The organism is Kitasatospora sp. NPDC018058 (genome assembly GCF_044327205.1).
Classification (GTDB): Bacteria; Actinomycetota; Actinomycetes; order Streptomycetales; family Streptomycetaceae; genus Kitasatospora.
This window is the reverse complement of sequence record NZ_JBIRFA010000041.1, coordinates 39,047-57,999: the sequence shown is the minus strand read 5'-3', so window position 1 is coordinate 57,999 and position 18,953 is coordinate 39,047. Positions and strand designations below refer to the sequence as shown.

At 72.0% G+C, this 18,953-nt stretch carries 19 protein-coding genes and 1 pseudogene; 7 read left to right on the top strand and 13 right to left on the bottom strand.

Features of this window, described 5'->3' with window-relative positions:
• The first annotated feature begins 400 nt into the window (after positions 1–400).
• Both ACH4E7_RS36575 and ACH4E7_RS36570 read left to right on the top strand, forming a co-directional pair.
• Complete coding sequence (locus ACH4E7_RS36575; protein ID WP_396253502.1) at positions 401–1,567, top strand: alanine--tRNA ligase-related protein; 1,167 nt, start codon at positions 401–403, stop codon at positions 1,565–1,567.
• A 361-nt stretch (positions 1,568–1,928) separates the two neighbouring features.
• Complete coding sequence (locus ACH4E7_RS36570; RefSeq protein WP_396253501.1) at positions 1,929–3,182, top strand: RNA-guided endonuclease InsQ/TnpB family protein; 1,254 nt, start codon at positions 1,929–1,931, stop codon at positions 3,180–3,182.
• A 254-nt stretch (positions 3,183–3,436) separates the two neighbouring features.
• Here ACH4E7_RS36570 and ACH4E7_RS36565 read toward each other — a convergent pair whose 3' ends face one another.
• Positions 3,437–3,856, bottom strand: a complete 420-nt coding sequence (locus ACH4E7_RS36565) for a hypothetical protein (protein ID WP_396253500.1) — start codon at positions 3,854–3,856, stop codon at positions 3,437–3,439.
• Positions 3,857–4,026: 170 nt separating this feature from the next.
• Positions 4,027–4,314, bottom strand: a complete 288-nt coding sequence (locus ACH4E7_RS36560) for a CGNR zinc finger domain-containing protein (protein WP_396253499.1) — start codon at positions 4,312–4,314, stop codon at positions 4,027–4,029.
• On the opposite strand from ACH4E7_RS36560, the gene ACH4E7_RS36555 reads away from it, so the two are divergent.
• Together ACH4E7_RS36555 and ACH4E7_RS36550 are read left to right on the top strand one after the other, a co-directional pair.
• On the top strand, positions 4,199–5,521 hold the full coding sequence (locus tag ACH4E7_RS36555) for an MFS transporter (protein ID WP_396253498.1): 1,323 nt from the start codon (positions 4,199–4,201) through the stop codon (positions 5,519–5,521). The two genes, ACH4E7_RS36560 and ACH4E7_RS36555, sit on opposite strands and share 116 nt — an antisense overlap.
• A gap of 220 nt (positions 5,522–5,741) precedes the next feature.
• Positions 5,742–5,810: pseudogene (locus tag ACH4E7_RS36550) on the top strand (helix-turn-helix domain-containing protein); the annotation flags it as partial.
• A gap of 123 nt (positions 5,811–5,933) precedes the next feature.
• Here the strand turns inward: ACH4E7_RS36550 and ACH4E7_RS36545 are convergent.
• The 4 genes from ACH4E7_RS36545 to ACH4E7_RS36530 form a co-directional block, all read right to left on the bottom strand.
• Positions 5,934–7,460, bottom strand: coding sequence for a DUF6529 family protein (locus ACH4E7_RS36545; protein WP_396253497.1), 1,527 nt, complete (start codon positions 7,458–7,460; stop codon positions 5,934–5,936).
• Positions 7,457–8,410, bottom strand: a complete 954-nt coding sequence (locus ACH4E7_RS36540) for a metallophosphoesterase family protein (RefSeq protein ID WP_396253496.1) — start codon at positions 8,408–8,410, stop codon at positions 7,457–7,459. Before ACH4E7_RS36540 ends, ACH4E7_RS36545 begins: the two co-directional genes overlap by 4 nt.
• Entirely contained in the window at positions 8,407–8,928 is a 522-nt protein-coding gene (locus ACH4E7_RS36535; RefSeq protein ID WP_396253495.1) for a cupredoxin family copper-binding protein, read from the bottom strand. The genes ACH4E7_RS36540 and ACH4E7_RS36535 overlap by 4 nt, the downstream gene beginning before the upstream one ends.
• 314 nt (positions 8,929–9,242) lie before the next feature.
• On the bottom strand, positions 9,243–9,773 hold the full coding sequence (locus ACH4E7_RS36530; RefSeq protein ID WP_396253494.1) for a GNAT family N-acetyltransferase: 531 nt from the start codon (positions 9,771–9,773) through the stop codon (positions 9,243–9,245).
• Between the two features lie 51 nt (positions 9,774–9,824).
• Here ACH4E7_RS36530 and ACH4E7_RS36525 point away from each other — a divergent pair, with 51 nt between their 5' ends.
• Positions 9,825–10,412, top strand: a complete 588-nt coding sequence (locus ACH4E7_RS36525) for a TetR/AcrR family transcriptional regulator (RefSeq protein WP_396253493.1) — start codon at positions 9,825–9,827, stop codon at positions 10,410–10,412.
• Between the two features lie 208 nt (positions 10,413–10,620).
• Here ACH4E7_RS36525 and ACH4E7_RS36520 read toward each other — a convergent pair whose 3' ends face one another.
• Positions 10,621–11,013 (bottom strand): nuclear transport factor 2 family protein, encoded by a 393-nt coding sequence (locus ACH4E7_RS36520; RefSeq protein WP_396253492.1) that lies wholly within the window; start codon positions 11,011–11,013, stop codon positions 10,621–10,623.
• A 104-nt stretch (positions 11,014–11,117) separates the two neighbouring features.
• Between ACH4E7_RS36520 and ACH4E7_RS36515 the strand changes: the two genes are divergently transcribed.
• Positions 11,118–11,564 (top strand): MarR family winged helix-turn-helix transcriptional regulator, encoded by a 447-nt coding sequence (locus ACH4E7_RS36515; protein ID WP_396253491.1) that lies wholly within the window; start codon positions 11,118–11,120, stop codon positions 11,562–11,564.
• Positions 11,565–11,643: 79 nt separating this feature from the next.
• Here ACH4E7_RS36515 and ACH4E7_RS36510 read toward each other — a convergent pair whose 3' ends face one another.
• Entirely contained in the window at positions 11,644–12,900 is a 1,257-nt protein-coding gene (locus ACH4E7_RS36510) for an alpha/beta hydrolase (protein ID WP_396253490.1), read from the bottom strand.
• 108 nt (positions 12,901–13,008) lie between these two features.
• Here ACH4E7_RS36510 and ACH4E7_RS36505 point away from each other — a divergent pair, with 108 nt between their 5' ends.
• Positions 13,009–13,467: a MarR family transcriptional regulator gene (locus ACH4E7_RS36505; RefSeq protein ID WP_355675301.1), complete on the top strand. Its 459-nt coding sequence runs from the start codon at positions 13,009–13,011 to the stop codon at positions 13,465–13,467.
• A 454-nt stretch (positions 13,468–13,921) separates the two neighbouring features.
• Here the strand turns inward: ACH4E7_RS36505 and ACH4E7_RS36500 are convergent, their stop codons facing one another.
• From ACH4E7_RS36500 to ACH4E7_RS36480, 5 genes are read right to left on the bottom strand one after another with little or no spacing between them, the layout of a single operon-like run.
• On the bottom strand, positions 13,922–14,587 hold the full coding sequence (locus tag ACH4E7_RS36500) for an HAD family hydrolase (RefSeq protein ID WP_396253489.1): 666 nt from the start codon (positions 14,585–14,587) through the stop codon (positions 13,922–13,924).
• The gene (locus tag ACH4E7_RS36495; RefSeq protein WP_396253488.1) at positions 14,584–15,249 is read right to left on the bottom strand and encodes an HD family hydrolase; all 666 of its coding nucleotides are present in this window, start codon (positions 15,247–15,249) and stop codon (positions 14,584–14,586) included. Before ACH4E7_RS36495 ends, ACH4E7_RS36500 begins: the two co-directional genes overlap by 4 nt.
• 47 nt (positions 15,250–15,296) lie before the next feature.
• Positions 15,297–16,706: an NCS2 family permease gene (locus ACH4E7_RS36490; RefSeq protein WP_396253487.1), complete on the bottom strand. Its 1,410-nt coding sequence runs from the start codon at positions 16,704–16,706 to the stop codon at positions 15,297–15,299.
• Positions 16,703–17,509 (bottom strand): hypothetical protein, encoded by an 807-nt coding sequence (locus ACH4E7_RS36485; RefSeq protein ID WP_396253486.1) that lies wholly within the window; start codon positions 17,507–17,509, stop codon positions 16,703–16,705. Before ACH4E7_RS36485 ends, ACH4E7_RS36490 begins: the two co-directional genes overlap by 4 nt.
• Complete coding sequence (locus ACH4E7_RS36480) at positions 17,506–18,948, bottom strand: MFS transporter (protein WP_396253485.1); 1,443 nt, start codon at positions 18,946–18,948, stop codon at positions 17,506–17,508. The genes ACH4E7_RS36485 and ACH4E7_RS36480 overlap by 4 nt, the downstream gene beginning before the upstream one ends.
• Between the last annotated feature and the right edge of the window lie 5 nt (positions 18,949–18,953).

The following is an 18,953-nucleotide window of genomic DNA, read 5'->3' as shown; positions in this document are numbered from 1 at the left end:
GTCCCGGAGCCGCCGTCCCAGCGGCGTGAACACCGCACTCCGCTGCGTTGCGCGGAGAGTACGCGGATCGAACGCGCGCCGTCGCACGGTCAGTCACCTCGGCCGCGGAGAATCCCCTCCGCCGGGACCGGGCCGGCGACGGCCCGTGAAATCGTGTGGCCCGGGGTGCGCCCGTGGCGTTAGCCTCGGAGGCATGGACGTCATGGACCGATGCATCACCGCAACCGCGCGAGCGACCAGCTCGCCGGTTGCCGCCGCCTGACGTACGTCCTTCCCCCCCGGCGACCGGAAACGATCCGCCGGTGGTGGTTTCGAGGCGTTCCCTCCTCGGTTCCGTTGATCGCGTGGACTCGTTGTCCGGTGCCTCCTCCCCCGGCACACACGCGAAGGAGCCACCCTCATGAACACCGACCAGCTCGTCCGTACCTTCATCGAGTACTTCGAGGAGCGCGGCCACCGCCGGATCACCGGCTCGACCCTGCTGCCCCCGCCCGGCGACCCGGTGCTGTTCACCACCTCGGGCATGCACCCCCTCACGCCCTATCTGGAGGGGCGCCCGCACCCGCTCGGCCGGCGGCTGGTCAACGTGCAGCGTTGCCTGCGCACCACGGACCTCGACGAGGTCGGCGACCGCACCCACCTCACCGTCTTCGAGATGCTCGGCACCTGGTCGCTCGGCGACTACGAGGGCCCGCAGAGCCTCGACTGGGGCTACGGACTGCTCACCGACGGGTTCGGCGTCGATCCCGGCCTGCTCCACGTCACCGTCTTCGGCGGGGACGACCGGGTCGGCCCGGACGCCGCCTCCCTGGAGCTGTGGCAGGACCGCGGCGTGCCGGTCGAACTCACCGTCGAGGACAACTGGTGGTCCAACGGACCGACCGGCCCCTGTGGCCCCGACTCGGAGATCTTCCTGTGGACCGGCGACACCCCGCCGGAGTCGACGCCCACGCGGGACGACCGCTGGGTCGAGGTGTGGAACCACGTGATGATGCGCCACCGGCGGCTCGACGACGGTTCGCTCGTCCCGCTCCCGCAGCGCAACATCGACACCGGCCTCGGCCTGGAACGGCTCTCCTCGCTGCTGCAGGGCCGGTCGTCGGTCTTCGAATGCGACGTCTTCGACCCCTGGCGCCGCCTCGTCCCGACCCTGTGGCAGCTGGACGAACCGTCACTGCGCCTGGTCTGCGACCACCTGCGCTCGGCCATCGTCGTCATCGGCGACGGCGTGCGCCCGTCCAACACCGGCCGTGGCTACGTGCTGCGCCGTCTGGTGCGCCGGGTGCTCACCGTGCTCCGCCGGGACGACCCGCAGCGCGGACTCGGCGACCTGCCGATCGAGTTGGTCCGGCACACCCTGGACCACTTCCGCCAGGACGTGGACCCGGAGTCCGTGCGCCAGGTGCTGCTCGACGAGGAACACCGGTTCGGCCGCCTGCTGGAGCGCGGCCGGCAGGTGCTGTCCCGCCCTCGGTTCCGCGGCCCGCTCAGCGAGGACGACCTCCACTACCTCCACGACACCCACGGCCTGCCGCGCGACCTCGTCCTGAACCTGCGGACGCGGTGACGGGCCGTCCTTCGACAGGGCCGGGCGGGGTGGGCGGCGGCCGGGTTCCCGCAGGCAGGTGCCTATGCGGCCGGCGGCACCGGTGAGGAGGATCTGGCGGGGCTGGTTCACCATCTGGTGCGTTTCCATGGTTCCTCGCGGGCTCATCGAACTGGCGGGGCGGATTCGGCGACGTGCGACGATACCTGACGGGACACCAGGGCCCGGCGCTGCATTCGGAGTTCACCATTTGATCTCCCAGGATGCCCCGGCCTTTCAGGCCGGGGAGGAATGGGTTCTTGGCTCGGAGCCGCGAAGCGGCGGAGCGAGCTTCGGAGTTTGGACAGGGGCCGTTGTCAGTGGCTTTCGGTAGGTTGATCTTGTGCATCTTCGGTACTCCTATCGCATCTGTCCGACGGCTGGTCAGCGCTCTGCGCTGGCCCGTACGTTCGGGTGTGCGCGGGTGGTGTACAACGATGCTTTGGCGGCTCGGAAGCAGGCCCGTAAGGACGGCCTTCCGTACCCCAAGGGCACCGACTTGCAGAAGCTGGTGATCACAGAGGCGAAGCGCACCGCCGAGCGGGCGTGGCTCGCCTCGGTCGGTGTGGACCCTCTGATCCAGTCCCTGCGGGACCTGGACACCGCGTACCGGAACTTCTTCGACTCGGTGTCCGGCAGGCGCGCCGGGCGTCCGGTAGGGCTTCCTCACTTCAAGTCGAAGCGGGACAACCGGCAGAGCCTTCGGTTCACCCGCAACGGGTTCCGCATCCGGGGCAACGGGAAGCTGAATCTGGCGAGGATCGGCGATGTGCGGGTGAAGTGGTCGCGTGTGCTGCCCGCCGATCCGTCCTCGGTGACGATCCTGCTCGATCCGTCGGGCCGGTACTACGCGAGCTTCGTCGTGGACGTCGAGCCGGAGCACCTTCCCGAGCTGGACACCGAGATCGGCATCGACCTCGGACTGACCACCTACGCCGTCATGTCCGACGGCAGCGTGATCGACAACCCCCGTTTCCTGCGCAAGGCGGAGAAGAAACTCAAGGCCGCGCAGCGGGCGCTGTCCCGCAAGGCGAAGGGGTCGAAGAACCGGGCCAAGGCCCGGCGCAAGGTCGCCAAAGCGCACGCCAAGGTGGCCGACACCCGCATGGACTGGCTGCACAAGCAGACGACCGGGATCATCCGCGAGAACCAAGCGGTGTACCTGGAGGATCTGAACGTGCGCGGCCTCGGTCGTGGCCGGCTGGCCAGGTCCGTCCACGACGCCGGATGGTCCACCTTCCGGCGTCTCCTGGAGGAGAAGGCCGCCCGGTACGGGCGCACCATCGGCATCGTGCATCGTGCGTTCCCGTCCTCGCAGCTCTGCTCCGAGTGCGGGCACCGCGATGGCCCCAAGCCCCTCGCGGTCCGCGAGTGGGCCTGTGGCGCGTGTGGTGTGCTCCATGACCGTGACCTCAACGCTGCTCGAAACATCCTGGCCGCCGGGCAGGCGGACAGGCTAAACGCCCCTGGAGGGCCGGTGAGACCTGGTGCGGCGATCCCGCGCCAGGCGCGGCCCGTTGAACGGGGAACCCACCTCGGCGACTTGCCACGCACGGGTGTCCGTGCCGCAGGCGCGGGAGGAATCCCCGTCCTTTAGGGCGGGGAGGATGTCAAACGTTCCCGCCCGCGTCCCCACCTGCCACCACGTGCAGCCACGTGCGACCAAGCCAGCCAGTCCGGCCCGGCGCGGGGAGCCGGCGGGGCCGGCCGGCTGGGCCCCGCCGCTTCCGTACCGGTACCGCAGTGGGGCGATCAACGCCTGCCGACCCCGCCCCGGATCGACGGCGGCCCGCCGCGTGCGAGGAAGTGCACGCGGCGGGCCGTCGGGTGTGCGGGGCTGTGGGCCGTGGGTCAGCGCACGGTCACGGTGAACACGGGAGAGGCGGTGTTCCCGCTGATGATGCGCAGCTCGTTCAGGCCCTTGATGCCGAGCTTCACGCCGAGGGAGTAGGAACCGTTGCGGGTCGTGTGCACGGAGGCCGGCAGGGTGACCCACGTGCCGTGCTGCTTCTGCTGCAGGGTCACCGCGCTTCCGGCCTTGAGGCCGGTGGTGGTGCCGGCGACACGGAACAGCCGCCAGGCCTGGACGGACGTGACCGACGGCTTGGCGGTGATGCCGGCGGACGCGGCGGGGACGGCCGAGGCCGCCGGGGCGGACGCGCCGGGGACGGCCGGGGCGGCCGCCATGGCGGTGCCCGCCGCCCCGAGGACGAGCGCGCTGAAGGTGGCGACGGCGGCCAGGCGCAGGGAGTTCCGCTTGGAGACGATCACGGGTGCACCCCTTTCAGGGGGAGGTGGTCGTTCGGCCCGAAGACGCGGTCGGTGCGATTCGGGCGCTGTCATCCGGTGGGACGTCTCACCCGACGCCACCGGTTGCGTACGGAACGTCACTGTCATGTAACAGTCGGAAAGGCGCCGGGGCGCATTGCCGTTCGCGGGCGCTACGCCGAGTGGCCGCGCTGGCGGTGGTAGTGGCGGGCGGCGCGGGCGCGGTTGCCGCAGCCGGGGCCGCACCACTCGCGGCGCGGGTGGTCCTTGACGAAGAACAGGACGCAGCCCGGGCCGTGACAGGCCCGCAGGTCGGCGGCGAGCGGGCCGGTGAGCAGGGCGGCGGTGTCGTGGGCGAGGGCGCCGAGCGCGGCCGGGACGGGGGCGCGGTCGGCGGACGAGCAGCCGCCGGCCCCGGCTCCGGCCGAGGCCCCGCTCTGGCGGAACCGGGACTTCCTCAAGTTCTGGTCCGGCGAGACGCTCTCCCTGCTCGGCACCCAGGTCACCACCCTCGCCCTGCCGCTCACCGCCGTGATCGCCTTCGGCGCCACCCCGGAGCAGGTCGGACTGCTGCGCTTCCTGCAACTCGTCCCGTACCTCGCCCTGGCCCTGGTGTTCGGCGTCCTGGTCGACCGGATGCGGCGCCGGCGCGTCATGCTGCTGGCCAACGGCGCCAGGATGGTGCTCATCGGCCTGATCCCGCTGCTGGCCGTCACCCACCACCTCGATCTGCCGCTGCTGCTCACGCTCGCCTGCGCGATCGGCGTCTTCTCCGTCCTGTTCGACGTCAGCTGGATGTCCTTCGTCCCGACCCTGGTGAAGGACCCGGAGCGCTACGTCGAGGCCAACCAGAAGCTCGGCGTCACCTCCTCCACTGCCGACGTCGCCGGCCCGGGCCTGGCGGGCGTGCTGGTCGGCGCCCTGAGCGCGCCGGTCGCGCTGCTGGTGGACGCCTTCTCCTACCTGGTCTCGCTCATGACGCTGCTGCTGATCCGCACGCCCGAGCCGCGCCCCGAGCCGCCCGCGCAGGGACGCCACCTCGGGCGGGAACTGGCCGAGGGACTGCGCTGGGTCTTCGGCGACCGCGTCCTGCGCCCGCTCGCCCTGGTGGCGCCGTTCTGCAACTTCTCGATGGTCTCGGTGTGGACGGTGTTCGTCCTCTACGCGGTGCGCGACCAGGGGCTGACGCCCACCGAGATCGGCGTCGTCTTCTCCGCGTCCTCGGTCGGCGGCCTGGCCGGCGCGGCCTTGTCCGGACGGATCATCAAGCGGTTCCGCCTGGGCACGGTCTACGCGGTGTCGATGACGGCGATCTTCACGAGCCCGCTGCTGCTCCCGTTCGCGGACGCCTCCAAGCCGGTGATGACGGCCCTGTTCGTCGGCTCGTTCTTCATCAGCTACCTGGGCCTGGGCGTGGCCGGCGTGGTGATGGTCAGCCTGCGCCAGACGCTGACGCCGCAGCCGCTGATGGGCCGGATGAACGCGGCCTTCCGGACCCTGCTGTTCGGCGGCGGCTCGCTGGGCGGCCTGCTCGGCGGCGTCATCGGCGGGGCGCTGGGACTGCGCGAGGGACTCGCCGCGATCGCCGTCGGCTCGGCCCTGATGCTCGTCCCGCTGACCCTCTCCCCCGTCAGCCGGCTGCGTCGACTGCCGCCGCCCGCCGCCTGATCCGCCAGGCCCCCGGACCACCGGGGGAAGGGCCGGTCGACCCCGGTACGCGCGCATGCTTCGACACCGTGCCGCCGGCCCGTCGACTGATCTGAACTCTTGAGCGCGGACCCCCTGCTTCAGCCCCGGGAGGAATCGGTTCCTTGTCTCGGAGCCACGAAGTGGTGGAGTGAGCTCCGGAGTTCTGTACGGGGTCAGTGGCCCCCGGTAGGTTGATCGTGTGCATTTGGGGCACTCGTATCGCATCTACCCGACGGTGGGTCAGCGGGTTGCGCTGGCGCGGACGTTCGGGTGCCGATCCCACGCCAGGCACGGCCCGTCGAACGGGGAACCCACCTCGGCGACCTGCGAACCACGGGCATCCGTGCCTCAGGCGCGGGAGGAATCCCCCGGCCTTAGCCGGGGGAGGATGTCAAAGGCCGGGCACCTGGAAGCCGTTCAGGTACCAGAAGGGGGCGGCGTACCAGATCAGGGCGATCGCCGTGACGAGGGTACCGCCGGCCAGGGGGAGCGCCCAGCCGGGCCAGCGACGGTGCCGGACCACGACGACCTTGGCGACGAAGGCCCCGTAGAGGAAGCAGCCGGTGAGCGAGTGCAGCGCCACACGGGTGTCGGTGAATTGGACGCCGTAGGCGGTGATGCAGTGCCGGGCGATGGGCAGGGAGAGGAGGAAGGCGGTCAGACCGATGAGGCGGTGCGTGGTGTGGACCGCGTGCGGTGCGGTTCGCAGTGCGGGCAGGCGGCCGTAGATCCACAGGGCGAGGAGTAGCTGGATCAGCGCCAGGCCCAGGAGCGCGGATCCCAGTTGGGCTTTCAGCAGTTGTGCGTCCTTGCCGCGGTTCCCGAAGAGGCCGGTCTCGTAGTCGGGGGTGTGTGCCCGGCCGTACCAGAAGAGGCCGGCCATCACCGCCACGGGCAGGAGAAGCCACAGGACGTCATGGAGCCGTCGGTGGCCGGCGGGGGGAGCGAGGCCCTCCGCGTGCTCGGCCGCCGCCCTCGATCTCACCGCCGCCGTGAGCGCGGGCTGCCAGGCCACGACGATCAGCAGGGTGAGTGTCTCGGCGATGAGGCTGAGCAGGGCCTGCGGGGCGGGTTGCAGGCCGTTTTCGGAGAACCCGAACAATCCGGTGGTGCGGGACGCGGCGAACCCGACGAGCGTGCAGCCGGCGATCGCGGCGGCGGCGATTCGCAGGAGCAGGGGTGCCGCCAACAGCAGGAGGGCGGCCACCGCGAAGGCGGTACTGGCCTGCAGCAGGAACAACGAGCCGATGACGTGGACGAGGCGATATCCGTCGATGTAGAGCTGAGCGTGGATGTATCCGCTCGCCGCGAGCGTGGCGGCGAGCACCAGACGCAGTACGAGGGCGGTCATGCTCCGGGTGTGCTCGGCATCCGCAGCGCCGCTTACCGGCAGGGCGGCCCCGCGTCCTTGAGGCGTCCGGCGGGCAGCACCTGCGGAAGTGGGGCGGGGCCCCGGCCGGGTCGGGGAAACGGATAGCTGTGGGTCCAGGTCACCTTCGTGCCCGCCTTGACCGTCGGTCGGCCGGGCGCGGCGCTGTCGCCGGGCCCCGGATGCCTGCCAGGCCACGACGATCAGCAGGGTGAGTGTCTCGGCGATGAGGCTGAGCAGGGCCTGCGGGGCGGGTTGCAGGCCGTTTTCGGAGAACCCGAACAATCCGGTGGTGCGGGACGCGGCGAACCCGACGAGCGTGCAGACGGCGATCGCGGCGGCGGCGATTCGCAGGAGCAGGGGTGCCGCCAACAGCAGGAGGGCGGCCACCGCGAAGGCGGTACTGGCCTGCAGCAGGAACAACGAGCCGATGACGTGGACGAGGCGATATCCGTCGATGTAGAGCTGAGCGTGGATGTATCCGCTCGCCGCGAGCGTGGCGGCGAGCACCAGACGCAGTGCGAAGGCGGTCAGGCTCCGGGTGTTCATGCGAGCTTTTCGTCCTTGACGGCCAGTGTGTGGCTGCCCTGCCAGTAGTCGACGGTGCGGATGCCGAGTGCGTCCTTGAGGCGTCCGGCGGGCAGCACCTGCGGAAGTGGGGCGGGGCCCTGGCCGGGTTGGGGGAACGGGTAGCAGGTGGGGCGGGCCGAGTGGAAGGTGATGTTGCCCTCGGTCTTGCTGAACAGCTGGTGGACGTGCCCGTTGAGGCACGTGACCGAGGAGAAGCGGTGGAACATCGACAGCAGCTGCACCGCGTCGTCGGTGCCCCAGCCCCACGTCGGATACATCGCGAACAACGGGATGTGACTGAAGATGACGATGGGGGTGTCCGACGACAGGCCGGCGATGTCCTTGCGCACGAAGTCGATCTGATCGTTGCCCAGATGGCCGAGTTGCTCCAGGTGCAGCGTGTTGACCAGCGCGATGAAGTGCACACCGTGGGTGTCGAAGCTGTACCAGCCGTCGCCCAGGGTGTTCTGGCCGAAGGTCTGTCGGTAGGCGCGTGGTCCGTTGTCTCCGATCGAGTCGTGCTCGCCCGGCACGGTGAAGACCCGGTCCGTGTCCAGTTGCGACAGCATCTGCTTGACCTGGTCGAACTGGTCGGGGGTGGAGAGGTGCGTCAGGTCGCCGCTGTGCATGACGAAGTCGGGTCGGAACCCGAGGGAGTTGACCTGGTTGATCGCCGTGCCGAACGTCCCGGTGACGTCCATGTTGGCCGGGCCCTGGAAGCCGATGTGGCTGTCGGAGATCTGCACGAACCGCAGGTCCGCACTGCTTGCCGGGGCCGCGCTCGCCGATCCGGGGATATGACTGATCACCTCTCCTGCGACGACCGTCAGGACGACGGCACCACCGAACCAGGCGGAGTGCCGCATGAGCTGCCGGCGGGTCATGCCGTGCTCGCCACCGCCGTCGGAGTCGTGTGTGTCCTCGGTCATGGGGTCACCTCCACGGTGGCGGTCATGTACGGGTGGATGGTGCAGTAGTAGGGGTAGGTGCCGGGTTGGGCGAACGTGTAGCTGTAGGTGTCGTTGGTGGCCAGGGCCGCCGACTGCAGTGGCCCGCCCGATCCCTCTTTGCTGGTGACGGTGTGGGCGTCGGGGTCGGTGTTGGTCCAGGTCACCTTCGTGCCCGCCTTGACCGTCAGAGTGGGCGGGGAGAACGCGAAGTTCTTGATCGTCACCGCGTTGGCAGCCGCCGGCGCGGACGGCTGGCCGCCGGCAGGTGAGGTCGAGGACGTGCTCGGTGGTGCGCTGACGGCGACCGTACCGTTCGTTCCGGAGGCGCCGGGAAATCCCGCCAGGGTCTGGCCGGGTCCGGGACTCAGCGCGCCGGCGGGTTCGGGATGTGACGATCCGCCGCAGGCGCTGAGCAGTCCGAGTGCTCCGGCGACGGCGACAGCGACCAGGCACACCGTACGCGACCGCCGGACCGACGGAGAGGAGCTCGCATTCATGACCATCGTTCCTTCTGCGCGTCCCCAGCCGCACGGGTGGGTGCGATCCACGAGCGGTCCGGGATCGGTCTTCTCAGCAGACAGACGACCGTCACACCCACCGGAGGACTCTGAAAGAGGGGTGCGACCCGGTGGGTCACTGTATGTGAGCGGACGGCACATTCCCCGGAGCGAAACGAATCCCAGAGCGGAGTCTCGTCGTTTCACCCCGGCGGCGGGCAGCGGGACTCCTCCAGCGGGTCAGGGGCGTTCGGGCCGCTCAATGGGCCGAGAGAGCAGGCGATCGTCCCACTCCTGTGCGGCTGGTGTCCGGGCTAGGATTCCGGGCCGAATCGCAGGTCCATCCGCTGTTCGACGGTGTCGAGGCCGAACTTGTGGGCGGGGCGGGAGAGGGTGAGCTCGAAGCCGGCCTTCGCGTAGAGGTGGTGGGCGGCGTCGAGGCCGGTGACCGTCCAGAGCAGTACGCCTTCGTAGGAGCGGGCGCGGGCCTCGTCCAGGGCGGTGTCCAGCAGCCGTCGACCCAGGCCCTGGCCGCGGACGTCCGGGTCGAGGATCACCCAGCGCAGCTGGCCCCAGCCGGGGCGTTCCTCGGCGCGGACGAGGCCGACGGCGCCGACCACCCGGCCGGCGAGTTCGGCGACCCACAGGCGGCCGGGGGCCGGGGCGCCCTCGCGGATGCGGGCCAGGACCAACTCGGCCATGCCGGCGGCGACATAGGCCTCCATGGTGGCGTCCATGCCGTACTCGCGGGTGTAGAGGACACCGTGCAGGGCGGCGACGGCGCCGAGGTCGCCGGGGCGGTCGGCCTCGCGGATGGTCGCGATTGCGGGTGCGGTGGCGGCCATGGCGGCATCCCCTTCCACTGAAACACTCGTTTCAGTGGAACGATAGACCACGTGTCCACTCCCGCCAACGCAGCCTCCCGTCCGTCGCCGCGCCGCGAGGAGATCCTCGCCGCGACCGTCCGCTACGTCGCCGAGCACAACGTGTCCGACCTCTCGCTGCGCCCGCTGGCGGCGCGGATCGGCTCCAGCCCGCGGGTGCTGCTGTACCTGTTCGGGTCGAAGGAGCAGCTGGTCCGGGAGGTCCTGGCGGTCGGACGGGCCGAGCAGTTGGCGCTGCTGGAGCGGTGTGAGGTCGAGGGCGGCAGCGCCCGCGAGACCCTCGAACTGCTCTGGGAGTGGCTGACGAGGCCCGAGCGCCGGGGCGCGCTGCGGCTGTTCTTCGAGGGGTACGTCCGCGCCTTCGACCGCCGCGAACCCTGGCTGGACTTCGGCACCGCCTCGTTGGAGGAGTGGCTGCCGCCGCTGGAACGCGTCCTCGAGGGCACCGGGGCGAACGCCACCGTGGTGCTCGCCGTCCTGCGCGGCCTGCTGCTGGACCTCCTCGCCGACGGCGACGGCGGCGACGGCGACGGCGACGGCCGCCACGCCGGGCGGGTGCACGCCGCCTGGCGCGACTTCCTCGACGCCACGCTCCCCTGAGGTCCGGGCCTGAGGCCGTCCCCGGCTGCGCGCGTCAGCCGCGGCCGTCGCGGGCCGCCCCTGCCGCGCATCGACACCGAGAGGGAGGGCGAGAAGTCGCAGGCGCGGCCTTCCCGCCTTCCTCACGGCGCTTCGACGGACGCTTCACGGGCTCAGTGGGCGCCTCAGTGGGCGCCTCAGTGGGCGCCTCCGTGGGTGCCTTGCGGGTTCAGCGGGCACTGCCGAGGTTCCGGTCGGCGTCGGCGCCTTCGAGCATGAGGGTGGTCTCCTCGATGCGGCGGAAGCGGCCGTCGGGGGCGAACTCGGCGAAGAGGTAGACCTCCATGCGGACGGTGGAGCCGTCGGTCTTGGTGACGGTCATGGTGTGGCGGTCGGCGTAGCGGTCGCCGTCGAGGAGTTCGTCGTGGACCTCGACCGAGCCGCCGGCGACGACCGTGCGCAGGTGGGCGATGTGGGCGAGGAACTCGGTGCGGTTCGCCCAGCTTCCGTCGGTGCGCTGGCGGTAGTCGGGGGCGAAGTGCCGGTCGGCGGCCTCGTCGAGGTCGAGTCCGGGGGTGAGGAGCAGGTCGGTGAGGGCGGCGCGGGCGTCGGTGCGGTGCATGGGGTTCCTCCGGTGGATGGGCGGATGGAGCGACAAGATGCGTGCCTTAAGCACGCATCTCACGATACAGGAAGAGCGTGCTCGGTGCACGCTAATCTGGAGGGGTGACGAACCCGACGGGACATGAGATCGCCGAGGCCCTGGGGCTGCTGCTGCTACGCGGCACCCGCTCCGGCCTGCACGCCCAGCTCGTCGACGGCCTCGGCGAGGCCGTCGACGAGCTCACCTATCCGGTGCTCAGCGGCCTGGCCCGCACCGGCCCGTGCAGCGCCGCCGACCTCGGTCGCGAGGCCGGGCTGGACCGCACCACCGTGACCCGCCGCGCCGACCGGCTGGAGGAGGCCGGCCTGCTGCGGCGCGAGGCCGACCCCGGCGACCGGCGCGCCACCCTGCTCGTCCTCACCGACGCCGGGCAGGGCGTGGTGCGGGCCACCCGGGAGCGTCTGGCGGCCCGCATCGAGGGCTCCCTCGCATCCTGGCCGGCTGCGGACGCCCGGGCCTTCGCCCGACTGCTGCGGCTGTTCGCCGAGGAGGGGCCCTTCCAGGCGTAGGAAGGGAGGCGGCCACCCGCAAGGGGTGCCGGCACCCGCCGGGCGCGGCACCGTCGGCGCGCCGACGGCTGTCGGCGGCTCAGCCCCGCCGGATTCCGGCGAGCCGGGCCGGGGCGGCACCGAGCCACCAGGTGGGGTCGGCACTGCCGTCGGTGGTGCTGCCGTCGCGGTGGACGTAGTGCCGCACGTCCCGTCCGGGGTCGGCGAACTCACCGGCGAGGGCCCGCTCCAGCCACTCCGCCCCGAACCGGAACACCTCGGCCGCCACTCCCCCGAGCGGGTGGAACTCGTCCTCGTAGACCCGCAGTTCCTTCGGCGCCCGGATGCGCTCGAAGCTCTCCAGCGCCTGGCCGAGGTCGGTGAGCTCGTCGAACTCGCCGATCCCGTACAGCACCGGGCAGTCGATGTCGGTCACCAGGTCGCCCAGCGGCATCCGGTGGGCCAGGTCGCGGTCAAAGGCCTCCTCGTCGGTGTACCCGGCCATGTACATGTAGTTGTTCTTGAAGGTCGGCTGGGCGCGCTCGAAGATCGTCGCAAAGTCCCCCGTGACGGCCTCGAAGGCGGCCAGCGCGGCCAGGCGGCGGTCGGTGGCGGCCGCGCGGGAACCCCAGTAGCCGCTCATCGAGATGCCGAACATGCCGATCCGGTCGGCGTCGACCTCCGGGAGCGCGGCCAGGTGGTCGAGGCAACGGCCGATCGCCCGCTCGTAGTTGGCGAGGTCGACGGTCAGCCCGCCGGCCCGGCTCTCGCCCTGACCCGGCCCCTCGATGGACAGCGCGACCATCCCGCGCGAGGTGTAGTAGCGCTCGGCCGCCCAGATGTAGTCCTCCTTGATCATGTCCATCCCCGGGCCGAGGATGACGGCCGGCGCGTTCTCAACCCGCCCGGCCGGCAGGTGCAGCAGAGCGAAGATCCGCGAACCCTCGAAGTCCAGCACCACCCGCCGCACCCGGCCGTCGCGCAGTGCGCCCAGGCGCTCCACGCAGTGGTCGGCGCGCTCGCGCATGGCCGCCTTGCGCGGGTCGGCGGCGTCGAAGAGCGAGTACTGCGCCCGGCCCCACATCACCGCCGCCCTCAGGTAGAGGTCGGCGGCGGTCTGCGCGAACCCGCCGCGCTCGTGGTGGGCGGCGCGCTCCTCGGCCTGGCCGGCCACCGTCGCCCACGCCTTGGGCAGCATCGCGCCGCTCCGGACCAGCGCGAAGACCTTCGCGAAGTCGGTGTGGTCGTGGCCGAGCTGCTCCATGGTCCCGACGGCCTCGGGGTGCAGCGCGTCGAAGCCGCCCTGGGCGAGGGCGATGTCCAGGGCCCAGCTCTGGCCGGTCGAACGGGTGGTCATGGGGGTCTCCTTCTGAGGTCCTTTGAGCTAAGTACTTAATGAATAAGTACTTAGTCATTAAGTACTGAGGCTAGGCTGCTGTCAACCCGCCGAGGAGAAGGACCGACCATGGCCGAGCCGCCCCCCACCGCCGACCGCGCCCAGGCGCTCGACCGCCTGGCCCGCGCCGCCTACCGCCTCAGCGCCGCCGACGCCCGGCTGCGCGGACGCGCCACCCGCACCCCGGGCGCCCTCTCCCTCACCCACGCCCGGGCCCTGCGCACCCTGGCTGAACAGGGCCCCCTCACCATCAGTCAGCTCGCCGCCGGCACCGAGACCACCGGCGCCGCCACCACCCAGCTGGTGAACGGCCTGGTCACGGCCGGCTACGTCACCCGCACCCGCCAACCCGAGGACAAGCGCTCCGTCCTGGTCGCCCTCACCGACGTCGGCCGGGCCCGGCACGACCAGCGCCAGCGGGCGCTGACCGAGGCCCTGCACACCGACCTGGGCGACTACGACGACGACGCCCTCGACCGGGCCGTCGAGGTGCTGCACCGGCTGTCCGCCGTCTACGACCGACTCTGAGGACGGCCGCCGACCGGCGGTACTCCGGCCGCCCGACGATTCGCCCGCGCGGGGACGGGGTGCCCGCCGCGACCGTCCGGAGCCGGACCCGCGCCGGGGACGACGGACCGCGCCCGCACCGCCGAGCGGTGCGGGCGTACGGCGTCGGTCAGCCCGGCACTTCGCTGTCGACGTAGCCGTCCGCGGACACCTGCATCGCCACGACCAGCCATCCCGTACCGCTCATGTCGCACCTCCACGGCGACGATAGCGGGAGGAGTCCGACAGGCCACCGCGCCTACCGGTCCTGGAAGGGCGGATCGACCGGCCCCGGTTCCGTCGGCTCCGGTTCGGGGACGGGTTCGCGCAGCGGCCGCACCGCTTGGGCGGGCCGGCCCCGGCGGACGAGCGGGTGGGCCGGGCCGGTGCGGGCGCGATGGCCGGGGTGGGGGCCCGGCTCCCGCCGCCTTGGGGGTCAGCCGGGCGGGGCGAGGATCCGGTCGACGACGGCGGGGAAGGTGGGGGCCAGCCAGGTCGGGGTGGCGGTGCGCAGCCGGGCCTCGGGGTGGAGGCCGTAGGTGACGGCGATGGAGGGCATGCCGGCGGCGTTCGCCATGTGGAGGTCGTTGACGGTGTCGCCGACCATGACCGACTCGGCGGGTCGGTGGCCGAGTTCGGCGGTGATCAGCAGGCCCGCGTCGGGGGCGGGTTTGGGGCGGGGGACGGCGTCGGCGCCGACCACCATGGCGAAGTGGTCGCGCAGGCCGGCCGCGGTCAGCAGGACCTCGGCGCTGGCGGTGAGCATGTTGGTGGCCACCGCGAGGGTGCGGCCGTGGGAGCGCAGGCGGGCCAGGCCCCGCGCGACTCCGGGGTAGAGCAGCGCGGGGGCCCGGGGCACGATCCGTTCGCGGTAGAGCGTCAGGTAGGTGCGCACCGCGGTGGTGACGGTCTCGGCGTCGGCGGGCGCGTCGAGGAGTTGCGCGAAGGCCTCGGTCAGGGGACGGCCGATGGTGGCGCGGATCGCCTCGGGGGTGGTGCCGTGGACACCGAGGGCGGCGAGGGTGGCGGTGCTGGTGTCGACGACGGTGGAGGCGGTGTCCAGCAGGGTGCCGTCGAGGTCGAACAGGGCCAGGCCGGTCACGACTCGGGGGGTGCACTGGCGCGTGGGACCCAGCCGTTGTCGGCGCCGGTGCGGATCAGGGTCTCGGCGTAGCGCCACAGGTCGGCGGAGGAGTCGCCGATGACGGACTTGCGGGCCAGGACGTCGGCGTCGGTGACCCCGGGGGTGCGCCAGGTTCCGCCGCGGTTGCCGTAGTTGAGCAGCAGCGGCTGGAGGCGGTCCATCGCCTTGGCGAACCGGGCCTCGGCGCTGGTGCGTTCCTCGAACTCGTCCCAGATCGCGCGGAAGTGGTCGCGCTGGTCGTCGGGGAGGATCGCGAACAGCTTGTCGGCGGCGCGGCGTTCGCGTTCCTCCTGGTCGGCGGCGGCCGCGGAGTCGTAGAGGAAGGTGTCCCCGGCGTAGATCTCGACCAGGTCGTGCAGGATGACCATGGCGAGGGCCTTGACCGGGTCGACCGGCTCCTCCGCGTACTCGGCGAGGACCAGGGTCATCAGGGCGAGGTGCCAGGAGTGTTCGGCGTCGTTCTCGCGCCGATCGGCGGCCAGCAGCGGGCTCTGCCGGAAGACGTTCTTGAGCTGGTCGACCTCGATGATGAACTCGATCTGGCGGCGCAGCCGTTCGGGGGTGGTGTCGGGCTGTCGCACGGACGCGGCGAACTGCGGGGTCTGGTCGTCATGGGGCATGGGGCCTCCCGGTGGCGCTTGTTGACGGTATGTCAGGACTGGAGGTGTTAGAACTGGAGGTACTGGAGGAGGATACTGGCGGCGAGTACGAGGGTGGTCGCCCACAGCGCCGGGTGGAGGGGTCTTCGGCCGGCGGCGCGTAGCAGGGCGCTGGTGGCGAAGGCGGCGGCCATGGCCTGGTCGATGGCCAGGGTGGCGACGGTGACGGCGGCCGCGACGGCGGTTGTGGCCAGGGTGAGGCGCTCGCCGCGGGCGGGGCGCAGTGCGGTGAGCATCTTGATCGCGACGAAGACCAGGGCGCCGGCGGTGGCCTCGACGGGGACGTGGGCGAGGACCGGGGCGAAGAAGAGGCACAGGAGCAGCAGGAGTCCGGTGGTGACGGCCGAGAGGCCGCTGCGGGCGCCGGCGCGGATGCCGACGGCGCTCTCCACGAACGCCACGAAGCTGGAGGAGCCGGTGGTGGAGCCGGCGATGGTGGCGCCGGCGTCGACCAGCAGGGCCTGGCGCATGCCGGGGACCTTCCCGGCCCGGTCCTGGAGGGGGGTGTGGGCGGTCAGGCCGACGATTTTGGCGATGCTGCCGAAGAAGTCCAGGGCGAAGAGCACCAGGATGACGCCCCAGGCGCCGGGGTCGGCGATCACCGTCAGGTCGAGGCGGAACAGGGCGGCGCCGCTGCCGTCGAGGCCGTGGCCGAGGTGGGCGACGCCGACGCCGCCGGCCGCGCAGACCAGGGCGGAGGTGAGGATGCCGGCCGGGACGGCCAGGGCCTGTCCGGCGGATCTTGTCGGGCCCGGCAAGATCCGCCGGACAGGCCCTGGGGCCTTGGCGCCGTAGTGGTCCAGGAGGAGCGCCGTGGCCAGGCCGGTGTAGAGGGCGATCGCGGGTGCGCCCGTCCAGTCGCCGGCGCCGGCCAGGTGTCCGCCGGAGGTGCGTACGACGTGGGCGATCTGCAGGCCGATCAGGCCGATGAACGCCGCGACGGCGGCGGCGAGGGCCGAGCGCAGTTCGGCGGGGATGGCGTTGATGACGGCTTCGCGCACGCGCAGCAGGGAGACGACGAGCATGGCGACGCCGGACCAGAACACCATGCCGAGGGCCTGGGGCCAGGTGTAGGCGAGGGTGCCGACCACGGAGAAGGCGATGACGGAGTTCATCTCCATGCCGGGGGCCACGGCGAAGGGCAGGCGGGCCCACAGGCCCATGGCGATGGTGGCGAGGCCGCCGACGGCCGCGGTGGCGAGGAAGGCGGCGGTGCGCGGGATGCCGGCCTGGCCGAGGATGGCCGGGTTGACGATGACGATGTAGGACAGCGCCAGGAAGGTGGAGGCGCCGGCGAGGATCTCGCGGCGCCAGGTGGTGCCGCGGGCGCTGAGTTCGAAGTGGCGGTCGAGGGCGCCGGCCGGGCCGGTCGAGGGGGGTCTGGGTCTGCTCGGGCTGTCGGCGTCGGCGGGGGTCATGGCCTGGCGCCCTGGGGTGGGACGGTCGCGGCCACGGGGGCGATGGTGTCCCCGACGTCGCCGAGGACCAGCTCGCCGTCGTCGTCGGGGCTCACCGCGTAGAACTTGTGGTTCAGGACCCCGGATATGTGGCCGACGTGGAGGGTCAGCCGCAGGCCCAGCTGTTCGGCGTGCCGGGCCAGGGCGAGGGCGCCCTGGTGGGTGGAGTGGCAGGTGAAGACGTCGACGGTGGCGCCGGGTCGCAGGGCGAGTCGCATCATGGCCATCAGGGTGACGCCGCTGGCCACGACGCCGTCGATGATGACGACCTTCTCGGCCTGGGAGGGCAGCCATTCGTCGACGCCGACGATCAGTCCGTCGGCCAGCGGTATGCGCTTGGCCTGCGGGGTCCAGCGCCGGTGCTGGTCGGTGACGCCGAGGTGTTCGGCCAGGATGCGGCCCTCGCGTTCGGGGGCTATCACGACGGTGCCGGGTTCGGCGGCGCGCTGGGCGGCCTGGACGGGCAGCAGGGCGTAGATGTCGAGCAGGGCCCGTAAGTAGCGGGCGCGGTCGGCCCCCTGTTGGGCGGGGAGGTTGGCGATCTCGGCGATGGTCGCCATCTTGTCGGCGATGGCGGGGCGTTCGGCGGAGGCGACCCGTACGGTGTCGGGCAGCGGGCCGGTGCGGTGCAGCGCGGCCAGGGTCGGGGCGCTGAAGTGCACGAGGTGGCCGAAGTAGGTGTCGTAGTCCTTCTCGAAGCCGGACACCGTCTGCTGGACGTCGGTGGGGAGTTCGGCTCGGTTGAGCAGGTGGGAGCGGTTCATTGCTGTCCTCCGGCCCTGGTCTTTGAGGGGGTGGTGGGGTGCTGTTCGGTGGCGGGGTGCTGTTCGGTGGTGGGCGCGTGGGCGTCGCGTGCGAGGAGGGCGAGCGCCAGGGGTGCGGCCGCGGTGGCGACGGCGGCGGTGACGAGGAAGGTGCGGGTGAAGTCGGCGGTGGCGGGGTGTTCGCCGTGCAGCAGGACGAGGACGGCCAGGCCGACGGAGCCCCCGGTGTACTGCGCGGTGGTCACCAGGGCGCTGCCGGTGCTGTTGCTCTGCGGCGGCAGGTCGCGGGTGCCGGTGATGAACATGCCGGTGAAGGCCATGCCCTGGCCCAGGCCGCTGAGCAGCAGGCCGGGCAGGATGCCGGTGGCGTAGCCGCTGTGCAGGCCGACGGCCACGGCGAGGACGGCCAGTCCGGCGGCGCCGGTGACGAAGGCGGTCGCCAGCAGGCGGCTCAGCGGGATGCGGCCGGCCAGGCGGCCGGCGAGGGTGTTGCCGACGACGATGGTGGCGGCCAGCGGCAGGAAGGCGATGCCGGCGGCGAGGGCGCTGTAGTCGCGCACGTCCTGGAGGTAGAGGGTGACCAGGTAGAACTCGGCGCCGAAGCTGGCCATGTACAACGCGGCGACGACGCAGGCGACTTGGAGGGTGCGCACACGCAGCAGGGAGGCGGGCACCAGCGGGCGGCGGCGGCGCTGGCTGTGGACGAGGAGGGCACCGGCGGCGAGGGCCGTGACGATGGAGGCGGCCATGACCGGCGCGGACGGGTCGCTGCGGGAGAGTTCGGTGAAGGCCAGCACGACGGCGACGACGGTGACGCAGGCGGAGAAGGTGGCCGAGGTGGCGACGGGGGTGTGGGTGCGGCCCTCGGTGGGGCCGAGGGCGCGGCCGGCGGCCAGCAGGCAGACGGCGGTGATGGGGAGGTTGATCCAGAAGATCCAGGGCCAGGAGGCGGCGGCGAGGATGCCGCCGCCGGCCGTGACGCCGAGGGCGAGGCCGACCGCCCCGGTGGTGCCCCAGACGCTGACGGCGCGGTCGCGGGCGGGGCCGGCCGGGTAGGCGGCGCTGAGCAGGCCGAGGGTGGCGGGCACGAGCAGGGCCGCGGCGACGCCCTGTCCGACGCGGGCGGCGATGAGCGGGGCGGCGGAGTCGGAGAGGGCGGCGCCGATCGAGGAGGCGGCGAACAGGAGTTGGGCGGCGAGGAAGATCCGGCCGGGGCCGAAGGCGTCGGCCAGCTGGCCGCCCAGTAACAGGCAGCCGGCGAAGAAGATGGCGTAGGCGCTGACGATCCACTGCAGGGCGATGGTGGAGAAGTGCAGGCTTCCCCCGATGTCGGGGAGCGCGACGTAGATGATGGAGAAGTCGAGCGCCACCAGCAGCTGAGCTCCGGCGAGTGCGGTGAGCAGGCGGGGGCCGGGGGTCAGTCCGGGAGAAGCGTGCACGGCGG

Excerpts from the sequence above, each read along its gene's own strand:
- ACH4E7_RS36575 (WP_396253502.1), top strand. The coding sequence starts at position 401 with ATGAACACCGACCAGCTCGTCCGTACCTTCATCGAGTACTTCGAGGAG.
- ACH4E7_RS36545 (WP_396253497.1), bottom strand. The coding sequence starts at position 7,460 with ATGAACACCCGGAGCCTGACCGCCTTCGCACTGCGTCTGGTGCTCGCC.
- ACH4E7_RS36540 (WP_396253496.1), bottom strand. The coding sequence starts at position 8,410 with ATGACCGAGGACACACACGACTCCGACGGCGGTGGCGAGCACGGCATG.
- ACH4E7_RS36535 (WP_396253495.1), bottom strand. The coding sequence starts at position 8,928 with ATGAATGCGAGCTCCTCTCCGTCGGTCCGGCGGTCGCGTACGGTGTGC.
- ACH4E7_RS36530 (WP_396253494.1), bottom strand. The coding sequence starts at position 9,773 with ATGGCCGCCACCGCACCCGCAATCGCGACCATCCGCGAGGCCGACCGC.
- ACH4E7_RS36520 (WP_396253492.1), bottom strand. The coding sequence starts at position 11,013 with ATGCACCGCACCGACGCCCGCGCCGCCCTCACCGACCTGCTCCTCACC.
- ACH4E7_RS36510 (WP_396253490.1), bottom strand. The coding sequence starts at position 12,900 with ATGACCACCCGTTCGACCGGCCAGAGCTGGGCCCTGGACATCGCCCTC.
- ACH4E7_RS36505 (WP_355675301.1), top strand. The coding sequence starts at position 13,009 with ATGGCCGAGCCGCCCCCCACCGCCGACCGCGCCCAGGCGCTCGACCGC.
- ACH4E7_RS36495 (WP_396253488.1), bottom strand. The coding sequence starts at position 15,249 with ATGCCCCATGACGACCAGACCCCGCAGTTCGCCGCGTCCGTGCGACAG.
- ACH4E7_RS36490 (WP_396253487.1), bottom strand. The coding sequence starts at position 16,706 with ATGACCCCCGCCGACGCCGACAGCCCGAGCAGACCCAGACCCCCCTCG.
- ACH4E7_RS36485 (WP_396253486.1), bottom strand. The coding sequence starts at position 17,509 with ATGAACCGCTCCCACCTGCTCAACCGAGCCGAACTCCCCACCGACGTC.